Origin of the sequence: Limnohabitans sp. Rim47 (assembly GCF_001517545.1) — a bacterium.
Lineage (GTDB): Bacteria > Pseudomonadota > Gammaproteobacteria > Burkholderiales > Burkholderiaceae_C > Limnohabitans_A.
In genome coordinates this window covers 621,118-633,808 of the sequence record NZ_FBYA01000001.1, presented here as the reverse complement: position 1 = coordinate 633,808, position 12,691 = coordinate 621,118, and the positions used below count along the sequence as shown (strand labels likewise).

Below are 12,691 nucleotides of genomic sequence, written 5' to 3'. Positions count from 1 at the left end.
GCTATGAGGCATGCGGGTCTCAGGGCTTGTTCATGGACTTATCCACAGCTTGGCGCACAGTTGGCGGGGGTAAATCGGATGCCAAGTCAGTCAGCGTAATGAGAAATTCAACGACTGGCCGCCATCAAGGCGGCAAAACCCACAAACACGCCACCCGTGATGCGGTTGAAATTTTTCATGACATGGGTTTGCTGCAAAAACCGCGACAGTTTGTGGCCGCTGACCGCGTAAATCAAATACCAACTCACCTCGATCACCGTGAAGGTGGCCAGCAAGATACCGAACTGCATCAGCGCAGGCCGATCAGGCTGAATGAACTGCGGGAAAAACGCGGCGGAAAACACAATCGCTTTCGGGTTGCTGGCCGCCACCGCCAAGCCCTGCCTGTAAAAAGACCCGCCGCTGCGAAAAGCTTGGTCTGGCACAGGGACATCCTGGTCCGACTTGGCCGCCACGCCAGCACACCACAACTTGTAGCCCAGATAAGCCAGATAGGCCGCGCCCAAATAACGCAAGGCGTCAAACACCGCTGGAAAGGTGTGCAGCAAAGCGCCCAATCCCGCAGCCGAAATGCTCATCATGCACAGCAAAGCGCTCATGCAACCAGCCATGGTCATGACCGCAGATCGCAGGCCAAAACGGGCGCTGTGACTCATCACCAACAACATATTGGGCCCCGGCGTGGCCGACACCACGAAAGTCATCACAACAAAAAGCCACCACGCTTGCAAACTCATGAACCACTCCCTGATTTTTTAATAACAAGGATTGTCCATCACACCGCTCTTGTTGAAGCCCGCATTGGCGCATCACCAAGGAATGTGCTGCCCCTGATGGTCCACAAACTGCGCACGCCCAGTGGGCTGCAAGGCATCCAAAACAGACAACAAACGACCGGCCGAATCGTCTAGACGCAGGGCGTCGTCGCCCACAAATGGCTGGCTCAAGGCCGATTGCACGGTGCCGGGTTGCAAGGCCGCCACCACGGCCAAGGGCTTGCGCCGCGCGACCTCGATGGCCGCGGTTTGCAGCAGCATGTTGAGCGCGGCTTTGGCGGCGCGGTAGCCATACCAGCCACCTTTGCGGTTGTCTTCGATGCTGCCCACACGCGCTGACAGCTTGCCCCAAATGACACGCTCACCCGAAGCCAGCAAAGGCACAAAGTGCTTGAGCAAAAGGCCCGGCCCCACCGCGTTCAACTGCAGCGCCGCCAGCAAATGCGCGGCGTCCAGTTCGTCCAGCCGTTTTTCGGGTCCACGACCGTTCAAGGTGAGCGCCCCGGTGGCGTCCAGCACCAAATGGAATGGCCCTTGTGCGGCCAGCGCCTGCGCGCAGGCCGCGATGCTGGCCTCGCTCAGCAAGTCCAGCCCCGGCGTGCTTTGGCGCGACACGCCCAGCACGGCCGCGCAGCGCGAGTCGCTTTGAAGGCGCTGCAGCAAAGCGCTGCCGATCGCGCCGCTGGCACCGATCACCAGGGCGCGGTAGCCCTCAGGCAAGGAATACATCATGGTCGGGACTTGTTCTCGGCTGGGGTAAAGGTATTCGACTTTTGGAGGTCATAAGCGCAGCGAAAGCCAATGTAGACCGCGTAAAAATCGGCCGGTTTGAAAGCCTGCACATCGGCCTTCATGTTGAAGGCGCCGTACCACCAAGAACCGCCCACAGTTCGGCGTTCGCCGCCCCGTGCGTCGGTGGTCCACTCCCACACATTGGCCCCCATGTCGTACAAGCCGTTCACACCTTGGCGTGTGGCCCCGGCGGGCGCGGCCCGTGGCCAAGGGTCGGCGTCGCTGGTATTGGCGCCTTGCGGGCTGTCGCCCGTGCTCCAGGGGTAAGTGCGGCCCTTAACCCAGGGGGCCGGGGGCGCATCGCGCAGCTCGGTAAAACCGGCCTTTTGCCATTCAGCGCCTGTGGGCAAGCGCCCGCCGGCCCAGTGGCAATAGGCCTGCGCCTCGGCAAAGTCAAGATGGACAGCAGGAAAGTCCGTGTTGACTGGCACACCATCGGATCGACCGTCAGGAAAACGCCAAGACCAGCCGGGACGCCGCTCCCAGCCTGCGCCGTATTCAAAGCCGCCGCCTTCTTTTTCGGCGCGGGTCACAGTGCCTGTGGCCCGCACATAACGATCAAACTGGCCCATGGTGACTTCGGTACGGTCAATGGCCCAGTCACCCAAAGTCACCCGGTCTGCGACCTTGTTGCCCATCGGCTTGACCGCTTGGGCCTGCGCCAAAGGCATAGAGAGCAAGGCCAGCCAAACCATGCAAACGGGGATGGACTTCGGAAAGCGCCCCATCTTCGTCACGGTGTCTCCTCACCAGACCATCGCCGCACCCACCTTTGCAAGCGCGGGCGCATGGGCAAAAACAAACGGTAAGCCAACTCGAACAACCACGACATCGGTGGCCAGGCTGACAACCATCCCAACCAGCACCAGCCCGGAAACAGCCGCCACATTTGCGAAAACGCAGCAGCTCCGCTGAACAAGCGCCCCTGTTGGTCGCGCACATGAAAACGGGCCATGGCCTGCGCACAACTGAGCGAGTCACCCAGTTCGGCTCCGGCGCTCACGTCCACCCAGTCAAGCGCAGCGGCCTGAGGCAAGCGGCGGTAAATGGCGATTTCGCGCCGACACATCGGGCACGAGCCGTCAAAGTAAACCGTCAGACGGTGTAACGTGCTCATGCGGCCAGGTCCCCGCGCAATCGCAAACGACCTTGACGGTCCACCAAAAAGCCTTCGCCCAGCCCCGGATAAGCCCCAGTCAGCCCGGTCATGATGACCTGGTGCGTGACCCAAACCTCGGTGCGTCCAACGGGCAGGGCCAGCAGGCGCTCGCGCAAAACCTGTTGCTGGGCGGCCGAATCGCCCTGCCCGGCAAAGGTGCTGTTGAGTGCAGGCCAGTCTTCGTGCCCGCCAAAAGCCAATCGTGCGGTGTCCTGGCAGCGGCACCATTGGCTGCTGCGCACAGCGTCGGGCTTGAATTTTTGTACTTGCAGCCAAGCCCCCAAGGAACGCGAGGCTTGCCTGCCGGCCTCGCTCAGGTTGCGCTGGGTGCGACACTCTCCGATCACAAAGCCCGGCGGATCGCCCAGCCCCGACTCGGTGGCGGCATGGCGGATGATCAGCACCCCACCACCTTGCCGCCAAGCAGAGAACAGCTCGGCCATGGCTGCATGGCGATCGGTTTGCGCCCCGGCTGTACCACTCAAGCCCCACAGCGGCAAAACCATGGCTGTGCTCAGGCGGGCCAATATGGCCCGTCGCTGCGGGCTATTGAGCGCGGGCGATGGGTCCGAAAAATCAGTCGTCATCGGGTCAGGGCGCATGGTTCAAGCGACCTCGCCAGATGCGATGCGGCGCAGGGCCTGCTCAAACACCTCGACCGGCTGCCCGCCCGAAATCAAATGCTTGTCGTTGATGATGATGGCGGGCACAGATCGGATCCCAGCTTGGGCATAAAACTGCTGGCGCTCTCGCACTTCGGCAGTGTGGGCGTCGCTGGCCAACACCTCACGGGCGGCGACGGCATCCAAGCCAGCGGCGGCCACGCCAGCCAGCAAAACTTCAGCGTCCTCCATGCACTCAGCGCGGCCCTGATAGGCCTGCAAGAACGCCTTTTTCAAGGCATGTTGCGCACCCGCCCCTTGGCCCTCTGCCCAATGCAGCAAGCGGTGGGCGTTGAAGGTGTTGTAAACCCTGCCACGACCGCCAGGGTGGAATTCGAACCCCACCTCGGCCCCTCGCTCGGCAATTGTTTGGCGAATTTGCGCCTGCTGCTCAGGCGTGGATCCGTACTTTTGCGTCAGGTGTTCACCCAAGTCCTGCCCGCCTGGTGCCATGTGCGGGTTCAGCTCAAAGGGCTGAAAGTGCAGATCGGCCTTGACCTTACCGTCCAGATTGCTCAAGGCTTTTTCCAGTGCTCCCAAACCCACGGCGCACCAGGGGCAGGCAATATCGGACACAAAATCAATTTTCAAAGTGGTGGTCATGGGTGCGCTTTCTTCAATCAAAGGCAAAAACCAGTGCTGCTGGCTACTGGCTACTGGCTACTAGCTGCTGGACTATTTTCCATGGGGCAAAGCATCGCCGCTCACCGCATCCGAAATTACCTGTTAGCACAAGGGGTGACCGAGCTCAGCCCCGCAGGGATGCAAGCACCTAGGGCGCACACAAGACTGAATAAAAATAACATCGGCTAGTGGCACACAGGTACAGTTAAGGGGATGCTGCCGCCCATACAACCCGAAACCCGGCGAACCGCCACACTCCGTCAACTCCTGCGACAAGCCAGATCAATCGCTCGCATTGACGTCGGCTTCTTTTTTCGCCGAGCCAAATTCATCTGGTCAATCGCCGCCATCGCCCTGATTCCATCCCTGTATTCGGTGATCTATCTGTCAAGCCTGTGGGACCCTGCTTCTCATAGCCAGGCTTTGACTGTGGGCATCGTCAACCTCGACCAAGGCTTGGACTACCGTGAAAACCATTTCAATGTTGGGCAAGAACTCAGCCAAACCTTGCAAAATGCCGCCCGCTTTAACTACCGCTCAATGCGCACGGCCGAAGAGGCCCAACTGCAAGTACGACAAGGCAAATTGGCCTTTGCATTGATCATTCCGGCCAACTTCAGCTCAAATGCCGTTCCGGGTGAGCAAGCTGGCGCAGGTCAATTGGTGGTCTATGCATCGCAAGGTAACAATGTCGAAACCGCCAGAATCGCGCAACAGTTCGCCGCTGAGCTGGGTCACAAAGTCAACGGAAGTCTGAATGCGCAGCGTTGGTCTCTGGTCCTGTTGAATGCGGCGGGCTCGCAACAAAGTGTGAGCCAACTCAACCGAGGTCTGAAAGAACTCCACCAAGGGGCCACGGAACTCAGCGTGGCGGCCAGCAATGCCGCCATCGGCGCAAAGTCTGTTCAGACTGGCGCCCGACAGCTCAGCGACAACGTCGCACAACTGACTCAGAACTCCAAAAAACTGGGTGCTGGTTTGCGCCAAATGGAAACCAGCCGTCCCCGAAACGCCGACTTGAGGCGGCTCGATGCCGGCACTGATGCCCTCGTCAACGGCGCATCCGAGTTGGGCCAGGGTCTCCAACAACTCAACAAAGGCAGCCGCGAACTCGCCATACAAGTCAGCCAGTTCAAGGAAGAATCAGACAACAGCTTTTTAGTCAGCGCCACAGACAAGGGCAGCGTCACTCAAGCAGCGCAAGGCATGCAACAACTCGACCGAGGTCTGCACACTGCAGCAGACAGTGCGCAAAAACTCGAAGAAGGCGCCAAGACTCTGCGGGCGGGTGTCACCACACTCACGGCGGGGGTTCGCGGCATGAACAATGCATTGCGTACGGCCGTCGGACAATTTCCGGAAGACCCTCAGTTGGATGCGTTGGAGTCGGGCTCCGCTGAATTGGCGCTGGGTGCAACCCAAATGGCGCAAGGCACCGAAAAATTGAGCAGCGGCAGCAAACGCTTGCAAATGGGTTTAGGCCTGATGGAACAAGCCATTCCCGACATGGGCGAAAGCCCTGAAGGCAGCCCCGAAGGCTTGGCCGACTCGGTGCGGCCCGTGGTTGAAATGGATGCCGCCGTGCAAAACAACGGCATTGGCTTTATCGCTAACGTGATTCCTGCCGCTCTGTGGTTAGGGGCGGGCATTGCGGTGTTTGTGGTGAACCTTCGTTCACTTCCCAAGCAGGCCAAGCCCTACCATCCAGTGGCCCAATGGCTGGGCAAGTTGCTGCTGCCTGGCAGCCTTGTTTTGCTGCAATGCCTGCTGATACTTTTCACTGTTTTTATGGTGTTGCAGGTGAATGTGGTCAACCCATGGGCCTTGACGTGCACCATCGTGAGCGCCGGGCTGGCATTTTTGTGTGTGATCAGTGCCCTGACCTGTTTCATGGGCGATGCCGGCAAAGCCACGGCCATGGTGTTGTTGGCATTGCAAATGACTTCCTCTGGCGGGGTTATGCCCGTGGAACTCAGTGGCAGTTTCTTTGCCACATTGAGCCCGTGGCTACCCATCACTTGGTTGGCACACGGTCTCAAAGCCAGCTTGTTTGGTGCTTACGAAGGTGCCTGGCTGTTGGATTGGGTGCAAGTCAGCTGCGTGGGCCTGGGCGCTGCGGCGCTCACCATGGTGTTCGGGCGTTGGCGTTTTGTGCCTGTTCGGCAATTAAAGCCACAGCTGGATTTGTAGGCTCACTCAAAATACGCAGCAAAGCCAGATTGAACGCACTTGCCGCCTCGTAGGGCACCCAATGGCCGGCACCGGGTATCGTCTGCCAGTGCCACCAATGCGGGGCAAGTGATTGCATAAGCCCTTGCAATTCGGGCAACCGGCCCCGGTACAAAGCGTCATGTTCGCCATAAATGGCGCTCACCCTGGCCTGCAACTTGGGCAAGGTGCGGGCCAGGATGTCTGAAGACGACAAGCGCCTGCGGGTGAGACGGTCACGCGTCACGTTGGCGGTGTGCAGGGCCAGCGCCAGATCGTCCAGACTGTCTGGCCGTTGCAGCATCAAGGCCATCAAGTTGTGACGGTGAATCTGGGCTTGGGTCTCGGGGCTGGGCAAATGCCGCCAGCCTTTGAGCGGGATGCGCTCAGGCACCGTCAGGCCCATGCCCGGCGCACCCACCAGCACCAAGTGCTGCACGGATTGCTGATTCATCTTCGGCTGGGCCAGCCACAAAGCCGCTGTCATGCCCCCAAAAGAAAAGCCCACCAAACTCACGGGGCCAGCAGGCTGCAATTGCCTCAAACCGGCCTGCAAATGGGGCGGCATGTCATCGGTATCGACGCAGCCTGTGGGCAAATCCGAATCGCCAAAGCCGGGCAAATCGGGCACCAGCACACGCCAACCTGCATCGCGCAGTGGTGCAATGTTGCGCACCCAATGCGTCCAACTGCCACTGCCGCCGTGCAGCAAGACCACACAAGGCCGATGCGCATCACCCCAGGTATGCCAAACGGTGTCGGCCCCGTCAAAACAGGTCACCCAGCGTTCTCCTCCCGCCAGCGCAGTGGCCAAATCGGGCGGCAAGAAGGGCGGCAAGAAGGGCGGCAAAAAGGCGGGCAAGCATGCCAGTGATGGCACAGCACCCGTCATGGCAACACCTGGCGAGGGTGTTGCAGACGCCAGACTTTGTACGCCGTTGCGGTGGCCAGCACGCTGGTCAGGCAGCTGACCCAAAATACGCTTTGCAATCCCCAGCGCTCGCTGATAACGCCACCCAACAAGGCTCCCAGCACCCCAGGGAAACCGTAAGCCACCACGGTATAAAGCGCCTGACCCCGCCCACGCAAACGGCCAGGAAAATGGTGGGAAATCAAAGCAATGCACACCGTGTGGTGGGTGGCAAAGGTGACTGCGTGCAGGGTTTGCGCCAAAAGCAACACCCACAACACATCGGCCCATGCGGCGGTCAGGCCCATGCGCAGCAGCATGGTGACCGAACACAGCACCAGCCAACCCGTCAAAGGCAAGCGAGGCAGCCAGCGCGATTGGGTGAAAAACCAGCCGATTTCCACCGCCACCGACACCGCCCACAAGACGCCAATCAGGGTTTTGCTGTAACCCAAGGAGTCCAGATACAGCGAGAAAAAGACATAGATGCCGATGTGCGAGAGCACATGAAAAAACGTGGATGCAAAAAACCACTGCACCGGTTTTTGTCGCAACACAGGCCCCACGGGCACATGCAAGTCCAAATGATGTGAGGCCTCTTTGATGTCCGGCATCCACCAGACACTCAATAAAACCGCAGCCAACGTCAACACCGTCCAACCTGGAAAGTGTTGCATGCCAAAGGCCTCGAACCAAGCCCCTGCCGCAAACACCGTGACCATAAACCCGATCGAACCCCACAGCCGCACACGCCCGTAGCGTTTGGTGTCAAAAGCGCCACCTTGGCTGACCAAGTGGGCCATGGCCGCCTCGCTCATAGGCATCATGGAACTGGTGTGAGTGAACATGACCAGCAACACCAAACCCAGGCCCACCGGCCCCCAATCGAGAAACAACAAACAAGCCGATGAAAAAGCAACGCCGGCCCCGATGCGCAAGAGTCTCACGCGTTCGCCGGTGCGGTCGCTGATGGCGCCCCAGGCATAAGGCGCAAACAGACGGGTGGCTGCCTGCACGGCCGTCAGCAAGCTGATGGTCAACAAACTCAAACCCATGTCTTTCAGCCACAACGGCAAGTAGGGGTTGAAAAACCCGATGTGCGCGAAATAACTGGCCGACAGGGCGGCAAAAGGCCAAAGCTGGCGGCGTTGCGGCATGCCTCAGGGCTTGGTCGCTGGGATCGGGGCCACGTCGTGCTCGACATCGGCGCATTGAGCGCGATGCTGCAAAGCGTGCTCCATCACCACCAAGGCCAGCATGGCCTCGGCAATGGGCGTGGCACGGATGCCCACGCACGGATCGTGGCGGCCTTTGGTGATGACTTCGGTGGGCTGGCCCGCAGAGTCAATCGAGTCACGCGGAATCAGAATCGAACTGGTGGGTTTGACGGCAATCGACACCTCGATGTCTTGTCCGGTGCTGATGCCACCCAACACGCCACCTGCGTTGTTGCCCACAAAGCCCTGCTGTGTGAGAGTGTCCCCGGCGGTGCTGCCTTTTTGCGTGACACAGCCAAAGCCCGCACCGATTTCCACGCCCTTGACAGCGTTGATGCCCATCATGGCGAAAGCAATGTCGGCATCGATCTTGTCAAACAGCGGCTGGCCCAGTCCCACGGGCACGCCACGCGCCACCACGCGCAGACGTGCGCCGCACGAGTCGCCCGATTTGCGTAGCGCGTTCATGTAGTCTTCCAGCGCCGAGACATCGGCCACCGGTGCAAAAAACGGGTTATTGGGCACATGGTCCCAGCTCTCAAAACCAATCGGGACATCGCCAATTTGGGTCATGCAACCCACAAAAGTGGTGCCAAACTTTTCTTTAAGCCACTTCTTGGCCACGGCACCAGCCGCCACCATGGGGGCCGTCAGGCGGGCCGAGGAACGGCCACCACCACGCGGGTCGCGCAGACCGTATTTGCGCCAATAGGTGTAATCGGCATGACCCGGGCGGAAGGTCTGCAGGATGTCGCCATAGTCTTTGCTCCGCTGGTCGGTGTTCTGGATCAGCAGGCAAATCGGGGTGCCGGTGGTCAGGCCCTGGTAGACGCCCGAGAGGATCTGCACCGCATCGGGCTCGTTGCGCTGGGTGACAAATTTGCTGGTGCCGGGACGGCGACGGTCCAGATCGGGCTGGATATCGGCCTCAGACAGCGGCATGCCCGGGGGGCAGCCGTCGATCACGCAGCCAATGGCCGGGCCGTGGGATTCACCAAAATTGGTGACGCTGAATAGGTTTCCGAAGGTATTGCCGCTCATGAGGGGGGATTATCCCAGAGGCGCAATGTGTCGCCCCCAAGATGCTCGCCTGGATCAATAAGAGTGGAGGCAAAGGCAATCTTGAAAGGCCCGGAATTGGCTTTGCCGGACTCTGTCGCCCCTGCGTGCTGCTCACCGCCAATCGCTTCAATGTGTGCACGCAAAGTGTGACCCGGCCCTGTCCGATGAGCACCCATCGCAGTCGTCAGTGCTGGTCACAGCACGCCGTCAGGTTTGCTGCGAACTTGATCATGCTTCGCGTTGGGCTGACGCCAGCCATTTCCAAGTCTCAGATAAATCTTCTACCGTCACCAACATAAAGATAAAATTTTTTAATTATTTATAAAATTTTTTTGTTTACTTAGATAACAAAAAATTTTATATTGGCGTTCAACAATTAAAGGTGTGCCCCATGAAACTCGCCAAGTTGTACAAATCGCCACGCAGGGTTATGTTGACGCCCGTCGCCAACTTCCTTTGCTGCAAAGCCACCAGACTCAAGGCAAACACGGAAGCGGGACAATGCCTTGGTCTACTCCAATGCACTGAAATCACTGTGCAATTGGCCACATGGGTTAACCCGCTGTGAATACGACCAAATATCCACCGATGCGATTTGGCCACATCGCAGCACTGGCATTACTGAGTTCGGTCAGCTCAGGCGTTTGGGGTCAAACCCCACCCTCCGACAGCGAGCCATCACACGTCAAAGCGAATGGGCTTTCGACCCAAACGTCAGCGTTTCATTACATCAACGTCGACACCGGGCGCACTGAGGGCCTTTTCACCCAGCAACCGGTTTACCAACGCGCCATCATGCTGGCCAAGCCCACGCCCGACAGTGACACGGCCTTGCTGTTTTTCAGGGGGTGGCCGGGCATTTGGCGTTACAACGAAACGACCGACGCCAGCCGCACCAGCCCACGCGGGCAGTTGATGCGTGATGTTTACGCCAAAGCGGGCATCACCTTCGTGAATGTGGACTGCCCCACCGACCAGTGGGGGGCCGAGTTGCGGCCAGGTGTTGTGGTCTCTGGCCCGCCACCGGGCTGTTTGGACAATTACCGCCAATCACCACAACATGCCGACGATGTGCGCCAAGTCATGCAGGTGCTGCGCGAGCAGCATGGCATTCGGCATTTTTATATCTACGGTCACAGCTTCGGCACCATCAGCTCACGTTGGCTGGCCAAGCATTTGGACAAGGAGATCGCAGGAGCCATCCACTCGGCCTCAATCAATGGCCCCAACCTTCGTGCTGGTTACAGCGTCAGTGGTTTTAATTACGCCAGTTTGACCGCACCACAACTGCACATTCACCACGAAAACGATGCCTGTAGGAGCAACCCCTATGCCGCCGTCAAAGCCTATGCGGGCGACAAGCTGGTCACTGTGCGTGGTGGCTTGGCCCAAGGTGATCCGTGTGGCGGTGGCCATTTGCACAGCTTTGAAGGGCGCGATGCCGAGGTGGCGCAAGTCATTGCGGACTGGGTATTGCGCCGCAAGCTTGACCCTGTGGTTGGGCAATGACAAATTGACTTAGGAATCGCCATGCATCCCTCAACTCCATTCTCTCGCCCTCGCTGGCTCTGCTCTGCCGCAAACACGGCCATGCTGCTTGCAACATGTCTTGTCCTTCAAGCGGGTGCACAAACCACAACACCCGCCAGCACCTTCCCAGTGGAAGCTCAAGCGCTGAGCCCACAAGCCTTGCAAGAACGACTGACAGGCAAAAGATTCACCTCGCGCTACGCCAATGGCATGACGGCAACGCTTCAATACGGCACAGACCAGACGCTTCAGCTGGAGATGTCCTCGGGTCTCACTGCAAAGGGCACTTGGCGTGTTGAGGGCTCGCAAATTTGCTTTCAATTCGCAGCGGGCGTGCCGTCTGGTTGTGGCGAGTCCAAAGCCACAGCGACACAGCTTTTCTTGCGCCGCTACACCAACCAAGAAGTGGTTCAGTTGGATGTGTTACCTGCAGGTACACCCACCACTTCAACAACACGCCCCCGTCTACGCCCCGCTTTTCATGCCGTGCCCACTGACAGGCCTGACGTGACCATGAATATCGCCTTACTGGAGCCGTCCCAACCCATCACGCGGGCGCTGTTGGTGGTACCCGGCACACCCGGCAGCGAGGGCCGCATCATCATTCAAAACGCCATGGACGTTTACAACGGTAAGTTGCAATATCTGGCCCAGAATGCAGATGTGTTTGACCAAGCTGGCATTGCCTTGGTGGCCATGGGTTGCCCGACAGATCAGTGGGCATTATTTGGAGGAAAGTGTGATGATGATTACCGCAGCTCGCAGCAGTATGTGGACGATGTATCGAAAGTGATGGCTTTTTTACGCACGCAATACGGCTTAAAAGATTTTTGGATTTTTGGTCACAGTTCGGGCGGTATTTCGTCGCGATGGCTGGCCCTGAGAATGCCAAATCAACTCAAAGGCGCAATCCACTCTTCGGCAATGAATCGTACGGCAGGCAATTTGGCGAGGACGATGTTGGGCTTTGACATGGATGCGATCCGAATTCCGATACTGCACATCGCTCACGAGCAAGACGAATGCCTTAGTACTTTGTACCCCCCCGTAAAACAATATTCGAGGGACAACTTGGTCACTGTGCGCGGCGGTGGGCAGTCAGGGCCCGTGTGCGGCGGTGCCAACCGCCATTCGTTTGAAGGGCGTCAAAGAGGTGTTTCACGGGCCATCGTCCAATGGATAAGCACCGGCAAGGTACAGGTTGTGGTGGACACAAACGAGTAATTCTTATGCCGGCATCGCGGAAACGATGCCTCAAATTCAGAGCTTGACTTCTTCAGCCTCAGGGGCCGAGCCATCGGGCCAGTCGCGGATGTAGGCCTTGAGCATCTTGTTCTCGAAGTTCTGACCGTCCACAACGGCTTTGGCCACGTCGTAGAAGCTGATCACACCCATCAACACGGTGCCGTCCATCACCGGCATGTAGCGCGAGTGGTGCTCAAGCATCATGCGGCGTACGTCGTCGATGTCGGTTTCGCCAGTGCAGGTCAGCGGTTGTGCGTCCATGGCATCGCGCACCAAAGCGGTCCCTGCCTGCCCGCCATTTTTGACAATCTGACGGATCACTTCACGAAAAGTCAGCATGCCGGCCAAGGCGCCCTTGGCCATGACCACCAAAGAGCCGAGGTCTTTTTCGGCCATGTCGTTCATGGCACGGGACAAAGGTTCGTCGGCCTGAACCGTGAACAAGGTGCCGCCTTTGACGCGGAGGATGTCGCTGACTTTCATGGTGTGTCTCCTGAGGGTCGATC

At 58.8% G+C, this 12,691-nt stretch carries 13 protein-coding genes; 3 read left to right on the top strand and 10 right to left on the bottom strand.

Annotated elements, in window-relative coordinates; genetic code table 11:
* Window positions 1-107: 107 nt before the first annotated feature.
* The 6 genes from BN3544_RS02885 to BN3544_RS02860 all read right to left on the bottom strand — a co-directional run bounded on the left by BN3544_RS02885 (window position 108) and on the right by BN3544_RS02860 (window position 3,992).
* Window positions 108-737, bottom strand: a complete 630-nt coding sequence (locus BN3544_RS02885; RefSeq protein WP_019428671.1) for a LysE family translocator — start codon at window positions 735-737, stop codon at window positions 108-110.
* A gap of 72 nt (window positions 738-809) precedes the next feature.
* The gene (locus BN3544_RS02880; protein WP_155820316.1) at window positions 810-1,508 is read right to left on the bottom strand and encodes an SDR family NAD(P)-dependent oxidoreductase; all 699 of its coding nucleotides are present in this window, start codon (window positions 1,506-1,508) and stop codon (window positions 810-812) included.
* Window positions 1,505-2,296, bottom strand: coding sequence for a formylglycine-generating enzyme family protein (locus tag BN3544_RS02875; RefSeq protein ID WP_231733895.1), 792 nt, complete (start codon window positions 2,294-2,296; stop codon window positions 1,505-1,507). Before BN3544_RS02875 ends, BN3544_RS02880 begins: the two co-directional genes overlap by 4 nt.
* Window positions 2,297-2,301: 5 nt before the next feature.
* A complete protein-coding gene (locus tag BN3544_RS02870; RefSeq protein WP_026036419.1) occupies window positions 2,302-2,685 on the bottom strand; it encodes a thiol-disulfide oxidoreductase DCC family protein in 384 nt (127 codons plus the stop codon).
* Window positions 2,682-3,314, bottom strand: coding sequence for a histidine phosphatase family protein (locus BN3544_RS02865; RefSeq protein ID WP_193364651.1), 633 nt, complete (start codon window positions 3,312-3,314; stop codon window positions 2,682-2,684). The genes BN3544_RS02870 and BN3544_RS02865 overlap by 4 nt, the downstream gene beginning before the upstream one ends.
* Window positions 3,315-3,332: 18 nt before the next feature.
* Complete coding sequence (locus BN3544_RS02860) at window positions 3,333-3,992, bottom strand: DsbA family oxidoreductase (RefSeq protein WP_026036417.1); 660 nt, start codon at window positions 3,990-3,992, stop codon at window positions 3,333-3,335.
* A gap of 234 nt (window positions 3,993-4,226) precedes the next feature.
* Here BN3544_RS02860 and BN3544_RS02855 point away from each other — a divergent pair, with 234 nt between their 5' ends.
* Entirely contained in the window at window positions 4,227-6,203 is a 1,977-nt protein-coding gene (locus BN3544_RS02855; RefSeq protein ID WP_081499337.1) for a YhgE/Pip domain-containing protein, read from the top strand.
* On the opposite strand, the gene BN3544_RS02850 is transcribed toward BN3544_RS02855, so the two are convergent.
* Genes BN3544_RS02850 through aroC form a run of 3 tightly spaced genes read right to left on the bottom strand, consistent with a single transcriptional unit; the run spans window position 6,136 to window position 9,389 of the window.
* The gene (locus tag BN3544_RS02850; protein ID WP_019428664.1) at window positions 6,136-7,113 is read right to left on the bottom strand and encodes an alpha/beta fold hydrolase; all 978 of its coding nucleotides are present in this window, start codon (window positions 7,111-7,113) and stop codon (window positions 6,136-6,138) included. The genes BN3544_RS02855 and BN3544_RS02850 overlap by 68 nt on opposite strands.
* The gene (locus tag BN3544_RS02845) at window positions 7,110-8,288 is read right to left on the bottom strand and encodes an MFS transporter (protein ID WP_019428663.1); all 1,179 of its coding nucleotides are present in this window, start codon (window positions 8,286-8,288) and stop codon (window positions 7,110-7,112) included. Before BN3544_RS02845 ends, BN3544_RS02850 begins: the two co-directional genes overlap by 4 nt.
* A 3-nt stretch (window positions 8,289-8,291) precedes the next feature.
* A complete protein-coding gene (aroC, locus tag BN3544_RS02840; protein ID WP_019428662.1) occupies window positions 8,292-9,389 on the bottom strand; it encodes a chorismate synthase in 1,098 nt (365 codons plus the stop codon).
* 585 nt (window positions 9,390-9,974) lie between these two features.
* Here aroC and BN3544_RS02835 point away from each other — a divergent pair.
* Together BN3544_RS02835 and BN3544_RS14340 are read left to right on the top strand one after the other, a co-directional pair.
* Window positions 9,975-10,919, top strand: coding sequence for an alpha/beta fold hydrolase (locus tag BN3544_RS02835; RefSeq protein ID WP_156417350.1), 945 nt, complete (start codon window positions 9,975-9,977; stop codon window positions 10,917-10,919).
* A 534-nt stretch (window positions 10,920-11,453) separates the two neighbouring features.
* On the top strand, window positions 11,454-12,164 hold the full coding sequence (locus BN3544_RS14340; RefSeq protein WP_162131419.1) for an alpha/beta fold hydrolase: 711 nt from the start codon (window positions 11,454-11,456) through the stop codon (window positions 12,162-12,164).
* Window positions 12,165-12,200: 36 nt separating this feature from the next.
* On the opposite strand, the gene BN3544_RS02825 is transcribed toward BN3544_RS14340, so the two are convergent.
* Complete coding sequence (locus BN3544_RS02825; protein WP_019428658.1) at window positions 12,201-12,668, bottom strand: CBS domain-containing protein; 468 nt, start codon at window positions 12,666-12,668, stop codon at window positions 12,201-12,203.
* Between the last annotated feature and the right edge of the window lie 23 nt (window positions 12,669-12,691).